Annotated in this window: 24 protein-coding genes; 10 read left to right on the top strand and 14 right to left on the bottom strand. The window is 65.1% G+C overall.

Annotation, left to right across the window (positions count from 1 at the left end; translation table 11 throughout):
• Positions 1-110: 110 nt before the first annotated feature.
• Positions 111-626: a PRC-barrel domain-containing protein gene (locus AAE027_RS27995; protein ID WP_370989280.1), complete on the top strand. Its 516-nt coding sequence runs from the start codon at positions 111-113 to the stop codon at positions 624-626.
• A 130-nt stretch (positions 627-756) separates the two neighbouring features.
• Here the strand turns inward: AAE027_RS27995 and AAE027_RS27990 are convergent, their stop codons facing one another.
• The 8 genes from AAE027_RS27990 to AAE027_RS27955 all read right to left on the bottom strand — a co-directional run bounded on the left by AAE027_RS27990 (position 757) and on the right by AAE027_RS27955 (position 10,529).
• Entirely contained in the window at positions 757-1,971 is a 1,215-nt protein-coding gene (locus tag AAE027_RS27990; RefSeq protein ID WP_370989281.1) for an ABC transporter substrate-binding protein, read from the bottom strand.
• Positions 1,972-2,199: 228 nt separating this feature from the next.
• Positions 2,200-3,030 carry an ABC transporter permease gene (locus tag AAE027_RS27985; RefSeq protein ID WP_370989282.1) on the bottom strand — a complete coding sequence of 277 codons (831 nt, stop codon included), beginning with the start codon at positions 3,028-3,030 and terminating at the stop codon, positions 2,200-2,202.
• The gene (locus tag AAE027_RS27980; protein WP_370989284.1) at positions 3,027-4,289 is read right to left on the bottom strand and encodes an ABC transporter permease; all 1,263 of its coding nucleotides are present in this window, start codon (positions 4,287-4,289) and stop codon (positions 3,027-3,029) included. Before AAE027_RS27980 ends, AAE027_RS27985 begins: the two co-directional genes overlap by 4 nt.
• A 282-nt stretch (positions 4,290-4,571) precedes the next feature.
• Entirely contained in the window at positions 4,572-5,630 is a 1,059-nt protein-coding gene (locus AAE027_RS27975) for an ABC transporter substrate-binding protein (protein WP_370989285.1), read from the bottom strand.
• Positions 5,631-5,714: 84 nt separating this feature from the next.
• Positions 5,715-6,824, bottom strand: coding sequence for an ABC transporter ATP-binding protein (locus AAE027_RS27970; RefSeq protein WP_370989286.1), 1,110 nt, complete (start codon positions 6,822-6,824; stop codon positions 5,715-5,717).
• A 106-nt stretch (positions 6,825-6,930) separates the two neighbouring features.
• On the bottom strand, positions 6,931-8,499 hold the full coding sequence (locus AAE027_RS27965) for a DUF4403 family protein (RefSeq protein WP_370989287.1): 1,569 nt from the start codon (positions 8,497-8,499) through the stop codon (positions 6,931-6,933).
• 141 nt (positions 8,500-8,640) lie between these two features.
• Positions 8,641-9,279, bottom strand: coding sequence for a Vgb family protein (locus AAE027_RS27960; protein WP_370989288.1), 639 nt, complete (start codon positions 9,277-9,279; stop codon positions 8,641-8,643).
• Between the two features lie 29 nt (positions 9,280-9,308).
• The gene (locus tag AAE027_RS27955; protein ID WP_370989289.1) at positions 9,309-10,529 is read right to left on the bottom strand and encodes a helix-turn-helix domain-containing protein; all 1,221 of its coding nucleotides are present in this window, start codon (positions 10,527-10,529) and stop codon (positions 9,309-9,311) included.
• 150 nt (positions 10,530-10,679) lie between these two features.
• On the opposite strand from AAE027_RS27955, the gene AAE027_RS27950 reads away from it, so the two are divergent.
• A complete protein-coding gene (locus AAE027_RS27950; protein WP_370989290.1) occupies positions 10,680-11,474 on the top strand; it encodes a DUF899 domain-containing protein in 795 nt (264 codons plus the stop codon).
• Positions 11,471-11,752 carry a hypothetical protein gene (locus AAE027_RS27945; RefSeq protein WP_370989291.1) on the top strand — a complete coding sequence of 94 codons (282 nt, stop codon included), beginning with the start codon at positions 11,471-11,473 and terminating at the stop codon, positions 11,750-11,752. Before AAE027_RS27950 ends, AAE027_RS27945 begins: the two co-directional genes overlap by 4 nt.
• 68 nt (positions 11,753-11,820) lie before the next feature.
• Here the strand turns inward: AAE027_RS27945 and AAE027_RS27940 are convergent, their stop codons facing one another.
• Both AAE027_RS27940 and AAE027_RS27935 read right to left on the bottom strand, forming a co-directional pair.
• Complete coding sequence (locus AAE027_RS27940; protein WP_370989292.1) at positions 11,821-12,243, bottom strand: c-type cytochrome; 423 nt, start codon at positions 12,241-12,243, stop codon at positions 11,821-11,823.
• A gap of 111 nt (positions 12,244-12,354) precedes the next feature.
• Positions 12,355-13,062, bottom strand: coding sequence for a L,D-transpeptidase (locus AAE027_RS27935; protein WP_370989293.1), 708 nt, complete (start codon positions 13,060-13,062; stop codon positions 12,355-12,357).
• 274 nt (positions 13,063-13,336) lie between these two features.
• Here AAE027_RS27935 and AAE027_RS27930 point away from each other — a divergent pair, with 274 nt between their 5' ends.
• The 3 genes from AAE027_RS27930 (at position 13,337) to AAE027_RS27920 (ending at position 15,893) form a co-directional block, all read left to right on the top strand.
• Positions 13,337-14,389 carry a glycosyltransferase family 4 protein gene (locus AAE027_RS27930; protein ID WP_370989294.1) on the top strand — a complete coding sequence of 351 codons (1,053 nt, stop codon included), beginning with the start codon at positions 13,337-13,339 and terminating at the stop codon, positions 14,387-14,389.
• 33 nt (positions 14,390-14,422) lie between these two features.
• Entirely contained in the window at positions 14,423-15,112 is a 690-nt protein-coding gene (locus AAE027_RS27925; RefSeq protein ID WP_036003432.1) for a class I SAM-dependent methyltransferase, read from the top strand.
• Positions 15,113-15,233: 121 nt separating this feature from the next.
• Entirely contained in the window at positions 15,234-15,893 is a 660-nt protein-coding gene (locus AAE027_RS27920) for a hypothetical protein (protein ID WP_370989295.1), read from the top strand.
• A 317-nt stretch (positions 15,894-16,210) separates the two neighbouring features.
• On the opposite strand, the gene AAE027_RS27915 is transcribed toward AAE027_RS27920, so the two are convergent.
• Positions 16,211-17,875, bottom strand: coding sequence for an aminotransferase class III-fold pyridoxal phosphate-dependent enzyme (locus AAE027_RS27915; RefSeq protein ID WP_370989296.1), 1,665 nt, complete (start codon positions 17,873-17,875; stop codon positions 16,211-16,213).
• 35 nt (positions 17,876-17,910) lie between these two features.
• On the opposite strand from AAE027_RS27915, the gene asd reads away from it, so the two are divergent.
• Positions 17,911-18,774, top strand: coding sequence for an archaetidylserine decarboxylase (gene asd, locus AAE027_RS27910; RefSeq protein ID WP_370989297.1), 864 nt, complete (start codon positions 17,911-17,913; stop codon positions 18,772-18,774).
• Positions 18,775-18,840: 66 nt separating this feature from the next.
• A complete protein-coding gene (locus AAE027_RS27905) occupies positions 18,841-19,407 on the top strand; it encodes an NUDIX hydrolase (RefSeq protein ID WP_370989298.1) in 567 nt (188 codons plus the stop codon).
• Between the two features lie 249 nt (positions 19,408-19,656).
• Here the strand turns inward: AAE027_RS27905 and AAE027_RS27900 are convergent, their stop codons facing one another.
• Both AAE027_RS27900 and AAE027_RS27895 read right to left on the bottom strand, forming a co-directional pair.
• Positions 19,657-21,048 carry a FecR family protein gene (locus AAE027_RS27900; protein ID WP_370989371.1) on the bottom strand — a complete coding sequence of 464 codons (1,392 nt, stop codon included), beginning with the start codon at positions 21,046-21,048 and terminating at the stop codon, positions 19,657-19,659.
• Between the two features lie 298 nt (positions 21,049-21,346).
• Positions 21,347-22,135 carry a DUF2147 domain-containing protein gene (locus tag AAE027_RS27895; protein ID WP_370989299.1) on the bottom strand — a complete coding sequence of 263 codons (789 nt, stop codon included), beginning with the start codon at positions 22,133-22,135 and terminating at the stop codon, positions 21,347-21,349.
• A gap of 195 nt (positions 22,136-22,330) precedes the next feature.
• On the opposite strand from AAE027_RS27895, the gene AAE027_RS27890 reads away from it, so the two are divergent.
• The gene (locus tag AAE027_RS27890; protein ID WP_370989300.1) at positions 22,331-23,200 is read left to right on the top strand and encodes a DUF2147 domain-containing protein; all 870 of its coding nucleotides are present in this window, start codon (positions 22,331-22,333) and stop codon (positions 23,198-23,200) included.
• A 472-nt stretch (positions 23,201-23,672) separates the two neighbouring features.
• Positions 23,673-24,884, top strand: coding sequence for an extensin-like domain-containing protein (locus AAE027_RS27885; protein WP_370989301.1), 1,212 nt, complete (start codon positions 23,673-23,675; stop codon positions 24,882-24,884).
• A 109-nt stretch (positions 24,885-24,993) separates the two neighbouring features.
• Here the strand turns inward: AAE027_RS27885 and AAE027_RS27880 are convergent, their stop codons facing one another.
• Entirely contained in the window at positions 24,994-25,335 is a 342-nt protein-coding gene (locus AAE027_RS27880) for a DUF6665 family protein (RefSeq protein ID WP_370989302.1), read from the bottom strand.
• Positions 25,336-25,372: the final 37 nt, after the last annotated feature.

Here is a 25,372-nt window from a genome sequence, read left to right as displayed (position 1 = left end):
TTGCCGTGATTTTCGGCTTCGCGCATTGCGCAACGAAATTGCCGCCCGCACGGAACCGCGCGTGATCAGCGCTGTTTTCTCCGCACGAGGTTTGTGAAGGAGAGGACAACATGATGAAGTCGATCGTTGCCGGCCTCGCCGGCACAGTACTGCTTGCGACCGCGGCGTTCGCGCAAGCACCAACCGCCACCACCGACAAGGCGCCGACCGCGGCTACCGCCACGACGACGAGCGCGTCCGACCAGTGGCGCGTGTCGAAAATGTCGGGCGTGAAGGTCTATAACGAGGCCAACGAGAACATCGGCTCGATCAACGACCTCTTGATGGACAAGAACGGTAACATCAAGATCGCCGTGATCGGCGTCGGCGGCTTCCTCGGCATGGGCGAGCATCTGGTCGCGGTGCCCTACGAGAAGCTGAAGTTCACCAACGAGGCCATCGCCTACAGCGCCCCGGCCACCAGCCCGCCCGGCCGGCCGGCCTCGACCACGACGACTGGCGCAGCGACCGGAACCGACAAGACCGCGACAACCTCGTCCGCGTCGAAATGGTATCCGGATCATGCCGTGTTCAACGCCAGCAAGGACGAGCTGAAGGGCATGCCCGAGTTCAAGTACTCGGAGTAATGCGGCTCGCGTAACTGCCTAGACGAAGCGCGCCCGGTTTTCACTGGGCGCGCTGTCGTGTCTTTTCGTCCCCGTCATTGCGAGGAGCTCGCGACAAAATTGCGGAGCTCGCAATGACGACGAGCGCAGATCAATGCCCCGTCACCATCGGGCAGCCGCCCTTGTCGAGCGGACGGAACGCCTCGTCGCCGGGCACGGTGGCGATCAGCTTGTAGAGGTCCCACTCGCCCTTGGATTCCTCGGGCTTCTTGACCTCGAACAGATACATGTCGTGGACCATGCGGCCGTCGATGCGGATCTTGCCGTTCCTGGCGAAGAAGTCGTTGATCGGTGTCTTGCGCATCTCTTCCATCACCTTCGGCGCCTCGTCGGTCTTGATGGCGTCGATCGCCTTCAGGTAGTGCATGGTCGCCGAATAGAGGCCGGCCTGGATCATGGTCGGCATGTGCCCGACCTTCTCGTTGAAGCGCTTCGAAAACGCCCGCGTCTCCTCGTTCATGTCCCAGTAGAAGGCGTCGGTGACGATCAGGCCTTGCGTCGCCTTGATGCCGAGCGAATGCGTATCGGTGATCTCCTGCAACAGCGCGATCATTTTCTGGCCGCCCTGGGTCAGGCCGAACTCGGAAGCCTGCTTCAACGCATTGGTGGTGTCGCCGCCGGCATTCGCCAGCGCGACCACCTTGGCCTTGGAGGCCTGGGCCTGGAGCAGGAAGGAGGAGAAGTCCGACGAGTTGAGCGGATGGCGGACCTCGCCGAGCACCTTGCCGCCGCTCTCCTTGACCACGTTGGCGGCGTCGCGCTGGAGCGCCATGCCGAAAGCGTAGTCGGCGGTGACGAAGAACCAGCTGTCCTCGCCGCGCTTGACCATCGCCTTGCCGGCGACGTTCGATAGCGCATAGGTGTCGTAGGTCCAGTGCACCGTGTTGGGCGAGCAGGCGGTGCCGGTGATGTCGGACGAGCCGCCGCCGGAATTGATGTTGATCCTGTTCTTCTCGCGCGTCAGCGCCGAGACCGGCAGCGCCACCGAGGAGGTCGGAACGTCGAAGATCGCGTCGACTTTGTCGTTGTCGTACCAGTTGCGGGCGATGTTGACGCCGACATCGGGCTTGTTCTGGTGATCGGCGGCGACGACCGCGACCGGCTTGCCCGCGACCTTGCCGCCGTAGTCGGCGACCGCCATCTCGACGGCGGCGAGCGACCCCTTGCCGGTCGCGTCCGCATAGAGGCTCGACATGTCCGTGAGCACGCCGATTTTGACGATGTCGTCGGAAATCTGCGCCTGCGCGGCGCCGGATGTTGCGGCCAGAGCGAGGCCAGCTGCGATCGCGACACTGAGTTTTTGCATGTTGTTTTTCCCTGTGTGTTGTTGTTTGGGCTTTGTTGCGGGAGGAGTTTTAACGGCTATCTGCAGGCGCAGCTAAGCGATCCGCGCCATAGCAGAATGCAAAAAAGAAAGGGCGGGTGGTGTTCCCGCGAGGAGGAATATCGCAACGTCACGATAGCGCATTGCTGTGCGCTCTCCCCTTGCGGGAGAGGGCAGCGACGCTCGCGGGAAAAGGAAGACGAACGTCGCCTAGGCGCTGCTGCCCTTGAGCCGTTCGTTCCGTCGGCGCAAGCCTTCCATGGTCGCGAGCAGGATGATCGATACCGTCGTCAACATCACCGCCGCGGCCGTGATCGTCGGGCTGATGTTCTCGCGGATGCCGGCGAACATCTCGCGCGGCAGGGTGCGCTGCTCGGGACCTGCCATGAACAGCACGATCACCACCTCATCGAAGCTGGTCGCGAAGGCGAACAGCGCACCCGACGCGAGGCCGGGCAGGATCAGCGGCAGGATCACGCGGCGAAACGCGTAGAGCGGCGAGGCGCCGAGTGAGGCGGCGGCGCGCGCCAGATTGGTGTCGAAGCTTTGCAGCGTCGCGCCGACCGTGATCACCACAAAGGGCGTCGCCAGCGCGGTGTGGGCCAGGATCAAGCCGAGATAGCTGCCGGTCAGTCCGATCGGGGCGAAGAAGAAATACAGACCGACCGCGGTGATGACGCCGGGCACGACGACCGGCGACAGCACGAAGGCCAGCACGAGCGGTTTGAACCGGCTCTTCCACTGCGCCAGTCCCAGCGCAGCCAATGTGCCGAGCACCATGGACAGCAGGGTCGAGGCGACGCCTATGATCATGCTGTTCTTCAGCGAATTCATCCAGCGCGGCGAATTGATGAAATCGTCGTACCAGCGCAAGGAGAGGCCGGGCAGCGGATAGGTCAAGTACGAGCCGGAGCTGAAGGACAGCGGCATGATCGCCAGGATTGGCGCGATCAGGAAGATGAACACCAGCGTGGAGATGACGATGGTCGCGGTCCATGCGATACGTTGGCTCGGCGTGCGGAGGGAGGGATCATCGCTCAATTCTTCATTCCTCCCGTGACCTGCTGTCCCTGCACCAGCTTTCCGTAGAGGAGAGCGAGCAGAACAGTGGCGAGCAGCAGCACCGCACCCAACGCCGAGGCGAGGCCCCAATTGGCCGTCTCGGTCGTGTAGAGCGCGATGAAGTAGCTGATCATTTGATCGGCGGCGCCGCCGACGAGGGCCGGCGTAATGTAGTAGCCGAGCGCCAGGATGAAGACGAGCAGGCTTCCGGCACCGATACCGGGTAGCGTTTGAGGCAGGTAGATGCGCAGGAAGGCGGTGACTGGCGGCGCACCGAGCGAGGCGGCGGCACGCATGTAAGCAGGCGAGATCGCCTTCATGCTGCTGTACAGCGGCAGGATCATGAACGGCAGGAGAACGTGGGTCATGGCCACGCAGACACCGAAGCGGTTGTAGATCAGGCGCAACGGCTCGTCGATGATGCCAAGCCAGTGCAGGCTGTCGTTCACGACGCCCTTGCTCTGCAACAGCACGATCCAGGCGCAGGTGCGGACCAGAAGCGACGTCCAGAACGGCAGCAGGACGAAGATCATCAGCAGGTTCGACCGGCCGGGCGGCAGCGTCGCCAGCAGGTAGGCGACCGGGAAGCCGAGGATCAGGCAGAGTGCCGTGACGCTGAGACTGATCACGAAGGTACGGGTGAATACGTTGCGGTAAATGGCCTGATCCGGTGGGGCCGCGACCATCGCGCCGTCCATGCCCCGGGTGAGGTCGAGCGCCGCCAGCAGGTAGAAGCTGGTCAATGGGCCACTGGCGTCCTTGATCGTCGTCCAGGTAGCCCGTTCGCGCCAGGCCGGATTGATCTTGCCCAGCGTCTCCTTGGCCGTCCCTCGCTCCGGCACCGCCTTCAGATTGCGTGCCGTGCTGGTCAGGATGGTGCGGAAGCCGTTCAGTGCGTAGTTCAGCCGCTTGGCCGCAATGGCCATGGTGCCGGAGGCGCGCGCCGCCAGGACATCGCTTGCCAGCGCAGCAAAGGCCTTTTCGTCTGGCAGGTCCTTGCCATCCCAGTCGGCGAGAGCAGCTACGGTTTGGGGCAGGATCTGGCGCACCTCCCGATCGTCGACCGAGCGCCACAGCATGCCGGCGATCGGGCCTGCGAAGGTGAAGAGCAGGAAGACGAGAAGCGGCAGCACCAGCGCCAATGCCTTGACCTGGCGCGCGCGCTCTGCACGCCTCAATCGGCGCTTGAGGGGCACCTCGGTCTGGGCATCTGCGCCGATCGCGGGTGTTGCTGTCATGCTGCGAGCCTCTTTGACTGCACATCCTTCGCCGCTTCAGGCCGGGCAATCGCATGTGGCTTTGTCGATCGACCTGAGCAAGCGCCTCGTCCTTCGAGACGACCGCTTCGCGGTCTCCTCAGGATGAGGCTCATCGACATCGGCGCCTGCTGTGACACTGCTGCCGCACACTCCGTCCTCATCCTGAGGGCCCGCCGTAGGCGGGCGTCTCGAAGGGTGCGTCACGGGCGCGTTGTCCGCGACGCACCCTCTACCTGCGCCGCACGCCGGTTCGACAGCACGCTATTTTGCTGCCCATTTGTTGAAGCGCTCGGTCAAGCGGTCGATGTTCTCGAGCCAGAAGCCAACGTTGATCTCGACCGCGTTCTTGATGTTATCAGGCGCCGTCGGCAGGTCCTTCAGAACGGCGGGCTGCAGCCGAGCGGCTGCGTCCTTGTTCGAGGTGCCATAAGCAATGTTCTCCGACAGCCTGGACTGATTCTCCGCCTTGCCGGCGAAGTCCAGGAACTTGTAGGCCGCGTCCTTGTTCGGGCTCCCCTTCAGGATGACCCAACTGTCGAGGGTGAACAGCGCTCCGTCCCACACCATGCCAAAATTCTTCTTCTCGTTCTTGTTCGCGGTGTCGATGCGGCCGTTGTAGACCGAGGTCATCGCCACCTCGCCGGAAGCGAGCAATTGCGGCGGCTGGGCGCCGGCCTTCCACCAGACGATGTCGCCCTTGATGGTGTCCAGCTTCTTGAAGGCACGATCGATGCCCTCGTCGGTCGCCAGCACCTTGTAGACGTCCTTCGGTGCGACGCCGTCGGCCATGAGGGCGATCTCCAGCGTGGTCTTCGGGCCCTGGCGCAGGCCGCGCTTGCCCGGAATCTTCTTGGTGTCGAAGAAGTCGGCCCAGCCGCCCGGGGCCTGCTTCAGCTTGTCCTTGTCGTAGCCGAGAACGAAATCGTAGAGGATGGCGCCGACACCGCAGGGATTGACTGACGGCGGGATATAGGCGGCCTCGCCGCCGATTTTGGAATAGTCCATCTTCTCGAACAGGCCTTCCTCGCAGCCGACCGCCAGTTCGTCGCTCTCGACCTGGACGACGTCCCAGGTTGCGGCGCCACCCTGCACCTTGGCGCGCAGCACCCCGACGCCGCCGTCCCAGGACTCGTCATTCATCGGAATTCCGGCCGCCTTCTTGAACGGCTCGAAATAGACCTTCTTCTGGGCATCCTGATACGCCCCGCCCCACGACACGACGGTGAGGTCACGCGCCTGCGCGACCGTGGCCAGCGCAGCGCTGGCGGTGAACGCCGCGGCGAAACCTAGTGCAATCTTGCCAATGTTGCGCTTTAGCATGGTCCTTGTTCCTTCTTCATGTGCGTTGCGTTGAGGTTGATCGATGCCGGTCCACTTGCGCCAAAGACATGCTGCAGGATTGAATCACACGGGATCAAGGGCCAGGCAGTCCTCGGGGCGGAAGGTGATGAACACGCTGTCGCCATGTCTCAGGCTGTCATATGCCCCCGGCTGAAGCTTGACCATGAACTCCCCGTTGCCGGCGACGTCGAGCACCGCCAGCGCGTGGTCGCCGAGATAGATGGTGTTCTGCACCTTGGCCGGCAGGCGGTTCGGTCCCTCGCTGGAGATGCCATCCAGGACAATGGCGATCCGCTCCGGCCGCACCGACAGGGAAGTCGGCGCGCCGGCGCCTGATACGTTGACCGCCCGTGCGGTCACGGCAGCGCCACCAGCCAGCGCGACGCGGCAATAGTCCTTGTCGACCGTCTCGACGGTGCCGGCCAGCACATTGTTCTCGCCGATGAAGTGGGCGACGAAGCTGTTCACCGGATGCTCATACAGCGCGTCGGGTTTGTCGATCTGCTGCACGATGCCGTCGTTGAACACCGCGATGCGGTCCGACATGGTGAGCGCTTCGCTCTGATCGTGGGTGACGTAGACGACTGTGATGCCCATCGTCTGGTGCAGTTGCTTGATCTCCAGTTGCATCTGCTCTCGCAGGCGCTTGTCCAGGGCGCCCAAGGGCTCGTCCATCAGCACGAGCTGCGGGTTGAAAACCAGCGCGCGGGCCAGCGCGACGCGCTGCTGCTGACCGCCGGACAGCTGCCCGGGCCGCCGCTGCGCCAGGGTTTCCATCTTGATCATGCGCAACGCCGCCCTCACGCGCTGCTGCGCTTCCGCCTTGTTGATTTTGCGGACGGATAGCGGGAAGGCGATATTCTCCGCGATCGTCAGATGCGGAAACAAGGCATAGTTCTGGAACACCATGCCGATGTCGCGCCTGTGTGGCGGCACGTTCTTGATCGGCCGGCCAGCGAGGTAGATCTCGCCATGAGTGGGAACCTCGAAGCCAGCCAGCATCATCAGCGTGGTCGTCTTGCCCGAGCCCGATGGGCCGAGCAGCGTGATGAACTCGCCCTTCCTGATTTCGAGGTCGAGGTTCTTCACCACGAGGTGCTCGCCATCGTAGGTTTTCTGAATGCCGGAAAAGCGCACCAGTGCCGGCGCAGGCGTGACCATGCCGGCTTCCATGTCGTCCTCGCGTTGTCCCCTACAGTGCCGAGATTAGCATCCTCCGACGAGAATGCCAGCGGTGCAAGCGACGAAGGCGCGCACGGACCTGGTGAGTGAAGGCGCGCTACATCCCCGACAGCTTCGTCACATAGACGTTCAGCGAGCCGCCGGCTTCGGCCACCACGCGCAGGGTCTTGGAATCGAAGGCGATGTCGGCGAGCGTCAGGCTGTCGATCTTGGCTTCGACCTTCAGGCCGTCCTCGCTCTTCTGGTAGTCGGCGATCGCGGCGGCGATCTTCTCGCGGGCGTTGGCGGCGATCGGCTTCAGGTCGAGCGTCGCCTTCTGCAGTAGGGCCTGCTGCATCTGTGGCACCACGGCGCGCGCCGCGGCTCCTAACAGGCCGAACGCGGCCTCGGATTCCACCGCGAGCTGGATGTCGGCGAGCCGCAGCGTCTGCTGCGCCTGGTCGAGCATCGGCCGGCCCCAGATGTGCACGGTCGCCTCGGCGCCGAGGCCGAACCAGCTCTTCTTCTCCTTGGCGCGCACTAGGAGCGAAATCAGCAGGCGGTCACCCGAGGGGATCACGTTGACGGTCTTGACGGTGACGTCGACCGGGCCGGAGCCGTCCTCGGGATAGGTATGGCCGACCATCTGCGCCGCGATCAGCTTGTTGATCTCGGTGAAGGGCACGTCGATCGGCACGCCGATGTTCACGCCGGTGCCGGTCGGCGGCACGATCGAGATCTTGTCGGGAAACGGACACTCCGGCTTGGTCGGCGTCGAGGTCACGCGCGTCTCGGCCTCGAGGCCGAGCAGCAGCGTCACCGCTTGCGCATCGACGCGCGGCTGTGCCGCGATCGCGCGCACCGGCTTCATCTCGAGCCAGAGCGGCGGCAGTGCGGCCGATGAACTCGAGCCTTGCAGCGGGATCGAGCGGCAGGCCTTGGCCCATTGCGCTTTCGCGTTCTCCCGCAGCGAAGGATCGTTGCGGATGCGCTCGGAGACGGCGTTGATCTGCTCGCCGACATTCTTGTCGATCAGCGGCTTCACCTGCGCCGGCACGTTGACCTTGGCGCCGGCGACCGAGAGATTGGTATCGCCGAGATTGACCTGGGCGCCGAGATTGGGCTCGAGATGCCAGGCGGCCGCGAGCTTCGGGCGAGAGGTGACGACGACGTTGCCCTTGATCTCGGCGCTGGCGTTCAGGTTCTTGATGTTGACGGCGCCGATCCGTTTCGCCGCATCGCCACCGAGCACGCTGCCGAGCGCATCGCCAAGCGCGCCTGTGGCCTTCGAGGACAGCGAGCCGGTGACGTTCAGCTTGCCGGTGAGCGGCGTCGACAGCGTCAGCACGTCCTTGTCGCCGTTCGCCGCCATCGGACCGCGGGCTGCGGACCAGCCGATGTCGGCGTTCTCCAGGATCTGCGAGATCGGGTTGTCGGCCTTCCCTGCGAAATTGCGCGGCGAGGCCTTCTCGGCCTGCTCGCGGATCGCCGACAGCGCGATCGCGACCGGTGCGATCACGATGGAGCTCTTCGAGACCGGCGGCAGCGGCGGCAGTTGCGCGACCGGCGGCGCCGAATTGGTCGGCTGCGGCGACAGCAAGTCCATCGCCTTCAGGCTGATGAAGAACGACGCCGCGAGCACTACGACGGCGATCAGGATAGTCTTCAAGTTCAGCGTCAGTCCCATCAATCCCCCAGGCCGCCCCGGGTAGAAGTCTATAGGGCAGGCGAGAAGGGCGCTAGAGCGCAAGGATGGGGTGGAATTGGGGCGAACAGGTTAACGGATGCGACTCCGTCGTTGCCGAGCATTCAAACCGTCACTACGAGGCTAGCTGCGCCGGGGACGACGGACCGCTCTCACATTGCCGCGACCACCGCCGCCGCAGAAGAAGCGATCGCCGCCATCTGACTCCAAACCCGAGACCATCGCCCCGGCGGGCAGGTCGAGCTGCTCGAGCACCTTGCCCGTATCTGGGTCGATCCGCCGCACGTCGCTCTCTTCGTTCTCCCAGGTGCCATGCCAGAGCTCGCCATCGACCCAGGTCACGCCGGTCACGAAGCGCTTGCTCTCGATGGTGCGGAGAACCTTTCCCGTTTCGGGATCGACCTGATGGATCTTGCGCTCGCGATATTGCCCGACCCAGAGCGAGCCTTCGGCCCAGGCCAATCCGGAATCGCCGCCGCCGCCAGGTGAAGGGATCGTGCTGAGCACCTTGCCGCTGGCGGCGTCAATCTTCTGGATGCGATCCTCGGCGATCTGGAACAGATGCCGGCCGTCGAACGCCGTTCCCGCATGCGCGGCGACATCGATGGAGCGCGCAATCTTGCCGTCGGCCGGATCGACCGCGTTCAACTTGTCGCCGGATGCGAACCAGACATGCGCGCCGTCATAGGTGACGCCATGCACGGCTTCGACGCCCGCGAAAGGCCCATACTCCCTGATGATCTCGGCGGTTGAACGCTTCATGTGCTCGATCCCTGTGATGTGACCTCACCTTACGTCTTCAGAAGCGGCGTGGGGAGTAACAAGCCTGTCGGGAAACCCGGGACAGGCGGGGTCATCCAGCGCCGCGCCCTTCCATGTCCGAATGACTGCACCTTGTGCGATCGCGCGAGCTCTTCGAGCGCGCGCTGCACGGTGCGCGCGCTCATTCCAAGCGCCAGCGCGAGCGCCGAGCTCGACCAGGGTTCGCCGTCGGAGAGGAAGGCGAGCACCGCGGCGTGCTTCTCCCCGACCGGCCGCGCCAGTACAAGAACCTGGCGCGTCTTGCGCGGTGTCAGCGCAAAGCCCTGCTTGGTCGCGCTTACGTCGGCAAGAGGCTTGAGCTTGGCGCGGAGCCGCCCGATCTCGACCCGCAGCCGGGCGCGATGCGATTCATCGACGTGCTTCGCCTGAAATGCCGCGGTCATCAGTGCTTCTCGGGACACGTCCGCGGGCCACGCCTGTGCCAGGCGGCGGGCGAGCGCGAACAGCACCGGCCGGGTCCCGAGCGACACGACGATCCCTCCCTTGCGAACGGTGTGATGGAAGGTGTCCACGACGAGCGCTTGGGAGGCCGCCAGCGCTTCGACCTGGCCGAGCAACAGCGGATGCTCCTTGCCGCGCGCGATCAGGCGAGCCGCCGGCGTGTCGAGCACGAGGTTCGCACTTTCGACTTCGGCCGTGAGCGCTGGAATCCCGGCTAACCGCGCCGCGTCGGCGGCGCGGTCGAGCGCCGCGCGCGCATCCTTGGTTCTGAGCCGCCTGATTGCGATGCCGGCGACCACGAGTTCGCGGACGACCTGAGATGCAGGCGGGAGTGGCGACGCGCCGAGCTCCGCCAGCGTGCGCTCGGCCTCGTCGAGGCGCCCGACCAGAAGAAGGCGGCGGGCCTCGATGTGACCGGCATGGGCGGCATTGCCGAGATCGCCGTGCTTAACGAGTGTCGCCCGCGCGGCCGCGAGCGTCTTCACCGGCCAATTCAGGTCGCGCGAGACGAGTGCGATCTCGGCCTCGGCCACGATGCACCTTGCGCGTGCCACCGCCTCTCTCGGACCGAAGGCACGTGCGGCGCTCCGCAGCAGCCCCTTGGCCTTGGCGAGATCGCCGAGCTGCGCCATCGCGATGCCGCGCAGCGCCAGCGACGGCGCGTCATTACGCAGCGCAACGCGGTTCAGCGCACCGAGCGGATCGCCCGCTTCGAGCGCGCGCGCCGCGGCCGTGATCAGCGACTCCATGCAAATCCCGCCACACTTGTTACTCCCACCGCGCAACCGTCCGGTGCCAGAAACAGTTTACGACCGACGATGTGCGGTGAGGGGCGAGCTGTTCCGCGTCTGTCATGACGCGACGCGGAATGACCGCCCAGGCAAGAGGTTTGGAGAGCCATGATGACATCAGTTGAAAACGCAGGGAATACTGGACATTCCGCCATGCAAACACCGCCGGTGGTGTCGCCGCAGGACTGGGAGGCAGCTCGTCTGCAACTGCTCGTGAAGGAAAAGGCGCATACCCGTGCCCGCGATGCCCTGGCCGCCGAGCGGCGGCGTATGCCGTGGATGGCAGTGGACAAAACCTATGCGTTCGAGAGCCCCGGCGGCAAGGTCAGTCTGGTCGACCTATTTCAGGGCCGGCGGCAATTGATCGTCTACCGCGCCTTCTTCGAGCCGGGGGTGTTCGGCTGGCCCGATCATGCCTGCCGGGGTTGCTCCATGGTCGCCGACCAGGTCGCCCATGTCGCGCATCTCAACGCCCGCGACACCACTCTCGTCTTCGCTTCGCGCGCGCCGCAGGCCGATATCGCACGGCTGAAGAAGCGGATGGGCTGGACCATGCCCTGGGTCACCATCACCGACAGCTTCGACGCCGATTTCGGCGTCGACGAATGGCACGGGACCAACGTGTTCTACCGTGACGGCGACCGTGTCTTCCGCACCTATTTCGTCAAGAGCCGGGGCGACGAGCAGATGGGCGGTACCTGGAACTATCTCGACATCACGCCGCTCGGCCGGCAGGAGGTCTGGGAGGATTCGCCGAAGGGCTATCCGCAGACGCCGACCTATAAATGGTGGAATTGGCACGACAGCTACACGGAAGGTGCGGCGCCCGACAAGAAGTGGGTCGAGGTTTCGGACGCCGGCGAAAAGGCCTTTCGCGAGGAGGCCGCGGGAGAAAGGAAATGACCTCTCCCGTCAGCGCGGCCGCCAGCGTCAACCGCGACAGCGTCGCGGCCGCGCGTCACCTCGCCAGATGGCTGGGGCTGGCGGCCACGCCGACCTTCGCGATCATGGCCCTGCTGACCGCCGTGCTCGGCGGCGGTCCGGCGGACATGCTCTGCTCCGCCGGCCAGGGATCCGCGCTCATTGGCATGGTGCCGATGTATCTGTTGATGAGCGCGTTTCATTCCGCGGCGTGGCTGCGGTTGATTGCGGAACGACGGCGCGGGGGCGAGCCATCCTGAAGGCGCTGGCCAACGGCGAGCGTCTCGAAGGATGCGCCACACCAAAATGGCGCGGTGTGTCCGGCCTCTTATTGCGAGCCGCCCGCCGCCTGTAGATAGGCAACCACCTTGGCCGCTTCCTCCGCCGAGATGCCGCCATAGGGCTGCATCTTGTGGCCGGACACGACCTCGTCCGGCTTGACCATGAAGCGGGTGAGCTTGTCCTGGTCCCAGACGAAGCCGGCTTCCTTCATGGACGACGAGTAATTGTAGTTCGGCAGCGAGCCGGCCTTGCGTCCGACGATCTTGTTGAGATTGGGTCCGAGGCGATTGTCGCCCTCTTTCACGGAGTGGCAGGTGCGGCAGGAATTGTTGAAGGCCTGGTGGGCCGCGTCGTCGCTCGCCGGCTGCTGCGCGAACGAGAGGAGTGGTGGTGACAGGAGCAGCGTCAGTGCCCCGGTGCCGATCGCGCGCAGCCAGGCGCTTGACGAACGTTGCAGGCGTGCTTGCATCTGCGCCTCCATCGGGGATCGCGCCACAGCAAGCGCGCTTCGGGATGTCGAGGGCAAACGAAAACGGCCCCGGTGGGTTCCGGGGCCGTTTGCGTCACAATGTCCTGTCGCTCAGCGCGTCGCAGCTCCGAGTTCCGCTCGCCGCTCCGTCATCGGCAGCACGATCACCTTGGTGCCGACGTTGACGCGGGCGTAGAGGTCGGTGACGTCGTCGTTGGTCATGCGGATGCAGCCGGAGGAGACGTGCTTGCCGATCGTCTCGGGCGCGTTGGTGCCGTGGATGCGATAGATGGTGCTGCCGAGATACATGGCGCGGGCTCCCAACGGATTGCCGGGGCCGCCGGCCATGTGGCGCGGCAGATAGGGCTGGCGGGCGATCATTTCCGGCGGCGGAGTCCAGGCCGGCCATTCGGCCTTCCGGCTCACCGACTGGATGCCGGACCAGGTGAAGCCATCGCGGCCGACGCCGATGCCGTAGCGCAGCGCCTGGCCGTTGCCGAGCACGTAATAGAGATAGGTGTTGGGCGTATCGATGATGATGGTGCCCGGCGCCTCGCGCGTCGCATAGGAAACGGTCTGGCGGCGGAAGCGGGCCGGCATCTCGACCGCGTCCTGATCCTCGGACGGCGCGGCCTGGTAAGGCGTGGTCTGGTAGGGCTGAAGCGGCTGCGGCGCGGTCATCGGCGGCAGCGGCTGGAAGAAGGGAAAGAGCTGCACCGGCGCGGCGTTGGCCGCACCTGCGAACGCGAATGCGGAGATCGCCACTGCGCCAAAAGCAACGGCGCGCGAATAATTCTTGAACGTGTCCAGATTGAACATTGATCGCCCCTGTTTGCTCGGTGTTTTTGCTCACCGCGGCACCGTTTCGGTGCTCCGTTGGGTAGATCACTTAACGGCAAAACGTTTCGGGACATTTGCGCGGAAAACCGAAAACGGTTTCACGGCGGCAAGGATTGTTTCATGACAGTTTCGTGGCTGCGCGGACCCGTTAACGAACAAAACAGTGGGCCGACACTTCTGTGACGTCATACGCCTGAAATATCCTTCGTTGATGGTCGGAAACCGAGAATCATCAAACTCTCGGGATTTTCCCATGCGGGTATTAATCGCGACCGACGCCTGGCATCCGCAGGTCAACGGTGTGGTGCGGACGCTGACCTCGCTGGCGAACGCGGCCAAGGCTCTCGATGTCGAGATCGACTTTCTGACCCCGGACGGCTTTCCGTCATGGCCGCTGCCGACCTATCCAGGCCTGCGCATCGCGCTGCCTACGGGTAAGGAGATCGCGCGGCGGATCGAGAAGGCCGCGCCGGAAGCGCTGCACATCGCGACCGAGGGCCCGATCGGCTGGGCCGCGCGGGCCTATTGCCGGCGTAACCGGCTCGCCTTCACCACCTCCTATACGACGCGCTTTCCCGAATATGTCTCGGTGCGGACCGGCATCCCCGCGAGCATCGGCTATGCCGTGCTGCGCCACTTCCACGATGCCGCCGCCATGACCATGGTGGCGACGCCCTCGCTGCGGCAGGAGCTGTCAGAACGCGGCTTCAAGCGGCTCGGCTTTTGGACGCGCGGCGTTAACACCGAGCTGTTCCATCCCGACAGTCCGGCTCAACTCGACCTGCCGCGCCCGATCTTCATGACGATGGGGCGCGTGGCGGTGGAGAAGAATCTCGAAGCCTTCCTTTCGCTCGATCTGCCCGGCAGCAAGGTCGTCGTCGGCGACGGCCCGCAGAAGGCCGCGCTGGAAAAGAAATACCCCGGCGCCGTCTTCCTCGGCGAGAAGAAGGGGGCGGATCTCACTGCGCATCTCGCTGCGGCCGACGTCTTCGTGTTTCCGAGCCTGACCGACACTTTCGGCGTGGTGCAGCTTGAAGCGCTCGCCTGCGGCACGCCGGTTGCGGCCTTTCCGGTGACGGGCCCGAAGGACGTCATCGCCGATCATCCGATCGGCGCGATCGACCATGATCTGCGCAACGCGTGCCTGCGCGCGCTCACGATGTCGCGCGAGACCTGCCGCAATTTCGCGCTGGAACGCTCCTGGGAGAACAGCGCGCGCCAGTTCGTCGGCAACCTCACCTCACTTCAGCCCAGTCGCGTCTTGCGCGCCTCGCCTCGCATGGCGCGGCGGCCGGTGCGCGGTTGATCTTTTATTTGAACCACAGCGAGAACCTCATCGATGGCTAAGATCATGAACCTTGACGGCACCCAGCAGCTCGACCTCACCCGCGGCACGGTCGAGCAGGCCTATGACCGTTGGGCGCCGGTCTACGACCTCGTGTTCGGCGGCGTGTTCGCCAAGGGCCGGCAGGCGGCGATCGCGGCCACCAACAAGATCGGCGGCCGGGTGCTCGAGGTCGGCGTCGGTACTGGCATCTCGCTGCCGCTCTATGCGCCGAACCTGCGCATCTTCGGCACCGACATCTCGGAAGCGATGCTCGACAAGGCGCGTCGCCGCGTGACGGAGCAGAAGCTGAAGAACGTCGAGGGTCTCGCGGTGATGGATGCCGAGAAGCTCGAATTCCCCGACAATTCCTTCGACGTGGTGATGGCGCAATATGTCGTCACCGCCGTGCCAAATCCGGAAAAGGCGCTCGACGAATTCGCCCGCGTGCTGCGCCCGGGCGGCGAGCTGATCATCCTCACCCGCGTCAGCGCCGACACCGGCATGCGCCGCTTCATCGAGCAGAAGCTCCAGCCGGTGGTGCGTCCGCTCGGCTTCCGCACCGCCGAGTTCGCCTGGTCGCGTTACGCCAAATGGCTGGCCGGCGCCCACGGCATCGAACTCGCCGAGCGTCGTCTGATCCCGCCGCTCGGACACTTCTCGCTGGTGCGCTTCCGCAAGGTCGACGTCGCCAAGGCGGCTTGAGCTTACGCGTCCGCGTGCGTCATCGCGCCGCTGCACATCGTCACATGACAAAATGATGATGTCACACGGCGTACATCGAATCCCTTTAAATCCCGTACCCGAAAGCATTTTGGGGAAGAGCATGATCAAGAATTATCTCGAGCAGCTGCGCATCCAGCGCTGGGACGACCATCGCTACTATCACCACAGCCGCATCAATCAGAGCCTGCACTTCGTCAGCGCGCTGAGCTTCCTCTTTGCCTATGTCTGGCTGTTCATCGATCCCGTGGTCTCCGGGCTGGTCGGCTGGCTGGTCTCGATGACCTCGCGCCAGGCCGGTCACTTCTTCTTCGAGCCGCACGATTACGACCACATCAACCAGGCGACGCACGAGTACAAGGAAGAGATCAAGGTCGGCTACAACCTTCAGCGCAAGGTGGTGCTGATGGCGATCTGGGCGCTCTCGCCGCTGGTGCTGGTCGCCGATCCCACGCTGTTCGGCCTGTTCACACCTTGGGCGAGCGCGACCGATTTCATGCGGCAGGTCGCCAAGATCTGGCTCGTGGTCGGCGGCGGTGGCCTCTTGTTCCGCACCGTGCACCTGTTCTTCATCCGTGACATCGAGACCGGCCTCGTCTGGATGACCAAGATCCTGACCGACCCGTTCCACGATTTGATGCTCTATCACAAAGCCCCGCTCGCGCTGATGCGCGGCGAGCTGATGGACCCCGGCCTGCACCTCAACCCCGAGCACACGCTGGGCCTCATCGGCGAGCCCACGCTCGAAGAGCAGCACGCCTGAGCGCGCTGCGCATATCCAATACTGCGATGTCGATTGGTTGCGTCATGCCCGGGCTCGTCCCGGGCATCCACGTGTCGAGTGCTGCGAGCGCGGTGTGTCCTTCGCCTCTCCCCGCGCGCGGTGAGAGGCCGGAGCGCATCGCAGATGCGATCCGGGTGAGGGGGAGTCTCCGCGGGGGCACTGCTAGAGGTTTATCCGCCAACTTTCACCGCACTCGCGGAGGGCCCCCCTCACCCCAACCCTCTCCCCGCAAGCGGGGAGAGGGGGAGGAGAGAGCTCGCCCTGGAATGACGGTGAATGTGCTTGGAGTGTTGGCCTCAGCGCCCGAAGCGCTTGGCCAGCATCTCTTTCAGGATCTGCCGCTTGATGTTCTTGTTGGTGAGCACGCCGTCGTGCCACCAGAAGCCGTCGGCCTTCATTTTTTCGGCCGCGCGGACGAAGCGCTCGGCGACCTCGGTGAAGTCGGCGTCGGTGTAGTTGAGGCTGAAGATCAGCCGTCCGGTGCCGACCCAGCTCAGCGCCAGACCCTCGGCACGCAGGTAGTATTGCAGCATCCAGTTGTAGCGGGACGGCGTGGTGTATTTCACCGTCCAGATCGACGAGAAGTTGGCGAACCGCACCGGCAGGTCGGCCTCAGTCATCATCCGGTTGAGCTTCTGGACGCGGCCGTTCCAGGTTTCCTCCAGCCCGTCATAGACGGCGCGGAAGTTGGGGCTGGCGAGACGGCTCAAGAACTCGTCCATCGCCGTCATGACGTAAGGATGCGAGTTGAAGGTGCCGCGGGCAAAGCAGATGTCGGCGGGGCGATCGTCGCGGAAGCGGCGCATCAACTCGCGTTTGCCGCAGACCACGCCGACCGGCAGGCCGCCAGCGAGGCTCTTGCCGTAGGTCACCATGTCGGCGCGTACGCCGAAATATTCCTGGGCGCCGCCGGCGGCGAGACGGAAGCCGACGAACACCTCGTCGAAGATCAGCACGATGCCACGTTCGGTGCAGACTTCGCGCAGCTTTTTCAGCCACTCCGTATATGCCGCGCGATCGAAATCGCCGCCGCGGGAGGAATCGACCAGGGAGGAATCGCCGGGCGCATTGGCGTTCGGATGCAGGCCCTGGAGCGGGTTGACCAGCACGCAGGCGATGTCCTTGCGCGTCCGCAGCACGTGCAGCGTCTTCTCCGACATCTCGGCGAGGGTGTAGGTCTCGTGCGCAGGGATAGGATTGCCGACGCCGGGCTGCACGTCGCCCCACCAGCCGTGATAGGCGCCGGCGAAGCGAACGAGATGCGTGCGCTTGGTGTGGTAGCGCGCGAGTCGCACCGCCTGCATCACCGCTTCGGTGCCGGACATGTGGAACGAGACCTCGTCGAGGCCGGAGATCTGGCAGAGCCGCTGCACGTTCTCGAGGATGACGGGATGGTAGGGGCCGAGCACCGGTCCGAGCGCATGCGCGCGCTTCTCGGAGCCCTCGATGCACTCCTTGTAGAAGTCATTGCCGAAGATGTTGACGCCGTAGGACCCCGTGAGGTCGTAGGAGATGTTGCCATCGACATCCGTGACGGTGACGCCGCTGGAGGATTCCATGAAGGTCGAGGTGCCCAGATGCTCGCGGACGAGGCGCGAGAACTGGAACGGCACGCGATAGCTCTCGGTGAAGTTCAGGTCGGAGATCGTCTCCGCCGCTTCCTTCGTCATCGCGCGGCCCTTGGGGTAGCGCTCGGCGTAAAGCTTGGCGAGGCGGAAGAAGGCGTCCTGGCGCTGAGCCACGACGTTGGCAGGCGCGCCGTCGCAGCCGAAGTACTTGTCGCCCTCGAACTCGTAGAACGGGAGCAGCCGCGCCACGCGGCGCGACATCTTGGAGTGCCCCGCGAGCGAGCGGTGCTTGGCGCGGGAGAGCTCGATGCGCGCCTTGAGCTTCGGGAAGGCGGCGGCAGCGGACGCTGCGGCGGCCACGGACATCGAGAGAATCGGGAGTGTCGTTTCCATGACAACAAGCGCTAATACTGCGAGCTGACAGATTCATGACAGTCAAAGCCCTCATCGCCTCTTTCACCCAGCAGGAAGACCTCAACTTCCTGTTGACCAACCGTATCCCGCGTGCGGCGCTGACCCGCTTCATGGGCTGGTTCTCCAAGGTCGAGAACCCGCTGGTGCGGGACTTCTCGATCGCGCTGTGGAAGCTGTTCTCCGACCTCGATCTGTCGGAGGCGCGCAAAACCCACTTTCGGAGTCTGCACGACTGCTTCACCCGGGAGCTCAAGCCAGGCCTGCGTCCCTTTGATCCGGACGCTTCCATTGTCGCCAGCCCCTCGGACGGCATTGTCGGCGCCCATGGCCGGATCGCCGACACCGAGCTGTTTCAGGTCAAGGGCGCGCCTTATTCGCTGCTTGACCTCGTCGGCGATTCCGCGCTCGTCGACCAGCACCGCAACGGAAGTTTCGTCACGCTGCGGCTGACCTCGAGCATGTATCACCGTTTCCACGCGCCCTATGACGCGCATATCGAGCGTGTCACGCTGATCCATGGCGACGTCTGGAACGTCAACCCGATCGCCTTGAAGCGGGTCGAGCGGCTGTTCTGCAAGAACGAGCGCGCGGTGATCCGCACGCATTTGTCGACTGGCGAAGCCGTGACGCTGGTGCCGGTGGCGGCGATCCTGGTCGCGAGCATCCGCCTGCACTTTCTCAACATGGTGCTGAACGCGCAGACCCGCGGGCCGGTCAATTTCCCCTGCGACGTCAACGTGACCAAAGGCGAGGAACTCGGCTGGTTCGAGCACGGCTCGACCATCATCATCCTGGCGCCCGGCGATTTCACGTTCTGCGACGGCATCACCGAGGGCACGCGCATTCGTGCAGGTCAAGCGCTGCTGAAAAGAAAGTAGCCTTCAATCCGCCGCGCCCGCGGCCTATATCGTCAGCGGGGCGGTTCGACCGATACGGATTTGGTGATGGCGCGGGCGCCGGTGATGGCGGCGGGTGGTATCGTGCTGCGGCGTGGTTCGACGCCGCTGATTGCAGTCGTGCGCCAGCGCAAGCGCAATGAATGGGTCTTGCCCAAGGGCAAGCTCGACGACGGCGAGACGCCCAAGGAAGCCGCGCACCGCGAGGTGCTGGAGGAGACCGGCCACGATGTAGCCGTGCGCGAATTTCTGGGCACGCTCGTTTATCAGTCCGGCGGGCGCTCCAAGGTCGTGCATTTCTGGCGGATGGAGGCTGACGGTGGGCCGGTCCGCAAACTGATGAATGACATCAAGGCGGTCGACTGGCTGACGCTGGACGATGCGATCGCGCGGCTGTCACGCGAGTATGAGCGCGCGTTCCTGACGCAGATTGGCCCGATCGCGCTGGCGGCGGCTGGTGTTATGTCCTCGCCGCCGCCCGAGCCGACACGGCCGGCGACCGATGACATCGATGCGGCCCTGCAGACGCTGACGCCGGCCGAAGCCGCCTCGGTCGATGAATTGCGGCATGGTTTGTTGCAGAAGGTGAAGGCATGGCTCCGCGGCGATGCATGAGCGCGTGCCGCGTGCTGAGCAAAACGGCATCTGCAAGTTAGTGCGGTAACGCCAGCTCCTTCCAAGTCGTCATTGCGAGCGCAGCGAAGCAATCCAGGATCTTTCCGCGGCGGGACTCTGGATTGTTCGTCGCAAGGGCTCCTCGCAATGACGGGGAGGCGGCGGAGCGGGCTTCTTTCGCACGATTTCCTCAGAACCGCCGTCGCGCTGACGATGCAGCTTCGCGCACACGAAGGGGAGAAGGAAGAGTCACCGCCGCTCCTTCTCCTTCGGCGCCGGTTTGCGCGGCGCTGTGGGGCGTTGCGCGCCAGGGAGGCGCTGCTGGAAGCCGCCTTGACGTTGGATCCCGCCTGGCTGTTGGGCCGCAGGTGGCTGTGCTGGCTGGCCAGGTCGTAGTCCCGTGCGCGGTGCTTGCGGCTGCTGCTGCTGTACGCCACCGGGCTGGGCGCCTTGCCCAGTGCGTGGCGCTCCTGGCGGCCGCCCCGCGCCTTGCTGGCCTTGATGTTGCGGTCCCTGTTTCTGCTCGCCTTGTCGCTGCTGTTGCCCCTGACCCGCGCGCGGTGAGCCCGGCTGCACGGCGCCGCCTTGGCCCTGCCGCTGCGGTGGCTGCGCGCCTTGCCGGCCCGGTGTGCCCGGTTGCTGCTGACCCGGACGGTTGTTCTGGCCGGGCTGGCCGTTCGGCCTCTGCGGCTGCTGGCTTGGCGGCGTGGTCGGCCGCAATTGCTGCTGTTGCAGCTGGAGCGGTCGCGGAATGCGGCTGAGCGCACCGGGATTGGCGCGGCGGAAGTCGCGCTGCTCGGTGACGATCTGCCGGCCCGTGGTCTGCGCCAGATGCACCTGGCTGACGAAGCCGCGGTCGCGCGCGATCTGCTGCGGCGGAATCGTGATCGGCACCGCGGCAAAGCGCATGACGCCGCCCGCGCCGCCTGCACCCGGCCGGATCGCAAAGCCGCTCGCTGCTTGCGTCAGCGCGCCGAGCCGCGTGCCGCTTGTGCGGTCATCGACGTCGATGTGCCCGACCCGGCCGTCTGCGTCGGGATAGAGCTTGATGTTGACATTGCTCGACCTGTTCGCCGCCGCGCCTTCCGGCACATCGACGACGCCGGTGGTGCCGCGGATGCCGAGCGTCGCGGTCGGCGTCGTGATCTTCATGTCGCCGGTCTTCGCCACCGCTGCGGCAACGAAAGCCACCGTGCCCTTGCCGACGTCGAAGATCGCGGCGTTCTGCTTGCCGCCGTCCTCATAGACGTAATTGTCGATGGTGATCCTGGCGCTGGCCGAGAGGTTGAACGTGGTGGCGTCGTTGAAGGTGATGCCGAGCGAGGAGTTCGACGAGGTCTGCACGACGTCGTTGAGATAGATGTCGTCGCGCACGCGCAGCGGATACGAGTTCTTGTCGCGGATCACGGTCGCGATCCCCGTCACGGTCGCGACGTTGCCGATCGGCTCGACGGCGGCGGGCTGCGCGTCTGTCGCGGGGCTAGATGAGGCCGACGGCGTCGGGGAGGGTGCGGGTATCGGCTGTGCTTGCGGCTGCGCCTGCGCAAACTCGATCGAGTCGGCTGCGAACGTCACGCTCGCGCCGGCCAGCGGCAAGGCCAGCAGGGCGAGCGCAAACACGAAGCGGCGCCAGGCTGCCAATGAAGTCACGAGGAGATCCCGGTGAGAACGCGAGGTGAGAGCTGCGGATTTCAGCCGGGGGCAGCTGAATGGCGGATGAACATGTGTGGCAGGGGGGAGCGAATGCTCGAACGTCGTGTCCACAAGACCAGGTCGCGAGCAATGCCAGTGTTATGGGCTCCGGCATCTCCTCACCGTCATGGCCGGGCTTGTCCCGGCCATCCACGTGCTGGCGCGCGGTTCGAAGAACGTGGATGCCCGGGACAAGCCCGGGCATGACGATGACTTGTGCTTGCCTGTCGATGTGACGCCTTCAGTGTCAGCTCACGCGCTTCCAGGTCTGGCCGCCGCAGAACATGCCGCCGAAGGCGCAGCCCTGCACGCGCATCGCATTCGGGCCCTTCATCGCGATGGTCGAGTCGTAATTGCGGCCGGAGTCGGGATCGTGGATGCGGCCACTCCATTTCGAGCCCTCGGGCTTCATGTTGATCAGGATACGCGCGTTGGTCTTCTCGGCGTAACCACAGAGATTGGGACCGCACTGCTCGACACGGACATTGCCCTTGTTCTCTTCGGTCGCCCACACGCCGATCGGCGAGTTCGGTGCCGCCACAGTCGCCGCCGCAACCGGCGCCGGGGCCGGCGCGGGAGCCGCAGCGACGGGAGCGGGCGCGGTAACGGGAGCAGGCGCGGTAACAGGCGCAGGCTGCGTATTGTCGACGCCGACGGACGGAGCGGCGGCAACGCTCGCGGCGGGGGCTGTGGGGGCGGCAATGGCGGGCGCAGCCGCCTGGACCGGCGCCTGCGGCACGGGCTGCTGCACCGGAGTCGGCGCGGGCTGTGCAGTCGTGTTCGCCGGAGCCGGCGTGGTGTCGACGTCATCGTCGTTGGAGCCGCCAAGGCCCTTGAGGTTGATGTTGTTCAGCTTGATCGGCCTGTCCGACAGGCCCGGCGCGACGATGGTCACGCAATTGAGCGAGGCGCAGTTGCGCGGCGTCTCGATGCGGATGTGCTGGCCTTCGATCTGGAACGAGATCGAATTGCCGGCATGCGCGGCGGCGGTCGAAGCGAGGAAGAGCGCCGTGGTGGCGATGGCCAGCTTGTTCATGACAACCTCCGAAAATGGCCTGGTCCCGGTATGGACTGATGTCGCTGGTGACTGAGCGTGGTTCGACCCTACGCCGGGGCGGTCCCTTCTTCCGTGACAAACGTCACGCCGGCTTGCGGCCGCTTGCGTGAGCCGGCGCACATTCGGGCCAATCTTCATCCGGGTAACGTCGCCGCGACACGGAGGGAGGCCTCGATGCAGCGGCTTGCGACTTCGCTTGGCACATTGATCGCCTTGATGGCGATTGCGCCCGCCGCCCAGGCCGGTTCCTATTCGTTTTCGATCGGCGGCCACCGGCTTCATGTCGAGGCACCGCGCAATTGCCGATCTGCTTCCTGTGTTTCGGTGTCCAGTCGCAGCCTCCGGCCGATAGAAGACGTCAGCACAACACCTGCCTCGCAGCCGGCGCCCGCGCCGATGGTCCAGGCACCGCACCCGGTTTGTCCGGCGGCGCCGGTCCGGCCGCCACAAGCGACTGTGGTCGTGCCGCCACAAGCGCCTCCCGTCCTTGCCGCGACGACGTCGCAGCCCGTTGTGTTGCCGCCGGCGCCAAAACTCGAGGGGGCGGGCCTCAATCCGCCGCGGGTTGATTTGCAGCGCGTAGACCCGCCGAAGATTGTTGCGCTCGATCCGCCGCGCGTCGCGCCGCCGGTCATCGTCCCGAGGCCCGACATCAAGCAGACCGCAACAGTCGCACAGCGCAGCGACGACGAGGGCTATACGCCGCTCGGTGAGTGGGAGAGCGCTGGCGCCAACGGCACCGTTCGCATCGAGCGCTGCGGACCGGCACTGTGCGGTTACGCGCTGAGCGAGGCCTCAAACCGAGGCGAGAGCGTTCTCGTCAACATGAAGCCGAAATCGCACGACGCCTGGACCGGCAGCATCTATAGCCGCTCCAGCGGCAACACCTATTACGCGACGATGACGCTGAAGAGCTCCGGCAAGCTGCACGTCGAAGCCTGTGCGCTCGGCCGCTTCTTCTGCTCCGGCAACGACTGGACGCGTGTTGAGGAGCGGCAGGAGAAGGTGGTCACGACGTCGCAGCAGTGGGGTACGCGGTCGTAGCTCATCGAGAGATGCGCATTGTTGTGCCCTCGCCCCTTGTGGGAGAGGGCAGCTCCGCTGGTCGACGCGGGCTCACTGGGGTGAGGGGTCTGTCTCCACCAGAAGCGCGCGAGGATAGAGACCCCTCATCCGGCGCTTCGCGCCACCTTCTCCCACAAGGGGAGAAGGGAGGAGAGACACCGTCTTACGTTTGAGCCGCTAAATCATGCCGAGCACGATGGCGCCGACGAAGGCCATGGCGAGGTACGCGGTGATAATGCTCAATCTGTCGGCGAACGTCATGAGATCGGTCCCGCTGTCGCGCCGCCTTGGGCGCGAGCTTTATGGTTAACAGAAAGTCTCTTGCCGAAAAAGGCAGCTTTGCTGTCGCTCAGTCCTTGCAGCATTTCGGCGCGCGCGGGCCGGCATGGTTAAAGAAGGCTGAAATCGACACGTTGAAGAGTCTTTAAGTAAATTCGCCGAACGTGCGTTCATGACGCGCGGAGTTCGTTTGTATCTCGTCGGCTCCATCGTCCTTGTTTCGCTAGCGGGTTGCGGTCGCGGCTTCTTTCAGGCCGAACGCGAACCGTGGCGGGCCGAGGCGGAAGCGGCGTGCCTGAAATCGGGGGCGGTCAAGGAGAGTGCGGACATCGTCCGCATCGACCCGATCTCCGGCCCCGGCCAGTGCGGCGCCGAATTTCCGCTCAAGGTCGCCGCCATCGGCGAAGCCTCCAGCAGCTACGGCTTTGCCGACGAGGAACTGCGTCCGCCGGCGAACATCGGCAACCAGCCGCGCTGGCCGGTGACGCAGCCGCGATCGAATTATCCGCAGAGCCAGAATTATCCTGCCTCCTCCTATCCGCAGCGATCGAATTACCCCGAGAGCGCCGTGCAACAGCCTTCCGGCTATGGCAGCTCAACCGGTCCGATGTCGCTGAACGCGCCCGGCGTGGCGCCGCAGGAAGACGAGATCGACCTGCCTCCCGAGGGCACTGATGCGGCGGGTGCCGCGCGCTACATGAATGCGCCGAGCTATCCGGCGCGGCCGGCCGGTCCGGCACCTTACTCGCAGGCGCCCGCGCAGCAGCCGCTGCCGCGTCTTGGCCCGGCGCAGGGTAATCCCGTCACCGCCGTCGGTCCCGTTGCGATCAAGCCGACTGCGACGCTGGCCTGTCCGATCGTGTCCGAGCTCGACCGCTGGCTCGCCGACACCGTGCAGCCCTCGGCCATGCGCTGGTTCGGCGTCCGCGTCGCCGAGATCAAGCAGATCTCAGCCTATTCCTGCCGCGGCATGAACGGCAACTCGCGCGCCCACATCTCCGAGCACGCCTTCGGCAATGCGCTCGACATATCCGCCTTCGTGCTCGCCGACGGCCGCCGCGTCACCGTGAAGGACGGCTGGCGCGGCATGCCGGAAGAGCAGGGGTTTTTGCGCGACGTGCAGTCCGGCGCCTGCGCGCATTTCACCACGGTGCTCGCGCCGGGCTCCAACGTCTATCACTACGATCACATCCACGTCGACCTGATGCGCCGCGCCAGCCGTCGCCTGATCTGCCAGCCCGCCGCCGTCGCCGGCGAAGAGGTCGCCGCGCGTGCGCAGTCACGCAGTCCGTATGCGAACGCGCGTGATCCTTCCGTGACTGGTTCGCTCGGCCGCAAGAGCACCGCGCACAAGCGCGAAGAGGACGAGTACGCCGACGATTGAGGCTTGCAAAACCCTGTAGCCGGATGAAGCGCAATCCGGGACAGGTATCCCCGCATTCCGCTTCGCTCCATGCGGGCTACGATGGGGCGTAGCTCGACGGCTCAGCAACTCACGTCGACGCCGGCTTCAACGGTACGGGGACCAGCCCCATGCACTGCTGCACCTCGCCGGGGACGTTGTAGGTCCGCATGATATGGCGGCTGTCACGCAAGCCGGACGCCTCCCGTTGCACCACGAACATCCAGAGCGCCTGGCCGGCTTCCGCGACCAGCCTGCGCCTCGCCGGTTGCAGCGAGGCCGGCGTCTCCGAGAGTGCGTGGGCGGCGTCGAACTCGCGCAGACGCGTCAGCGTCTGTTCGAGCGCGCGACCCATCCGTCCAAGCGCCGAGGCCTGTTCCTGGACGATCTCATAATGGAGGATATCGACCGGCGGGCGAAGATCACGAGACATGGTCGCAATATAGGGCCGCGGCGCCGGCCTGCGCAAC

It is taken from the genome of Bradyrhizobium sp. DN3, assembly GCF_041357655.1.
In the GTDB taxonomy this organism is placed as follows: Bacteria; Pseudomonadota; Alphaproteobacteria; order Rhizobiales; family Xanthobacteraceae; genus Bradyrhizobium.
This window is presented reverse-complemented; position numbering and strand designations above follow the sequence as displayed.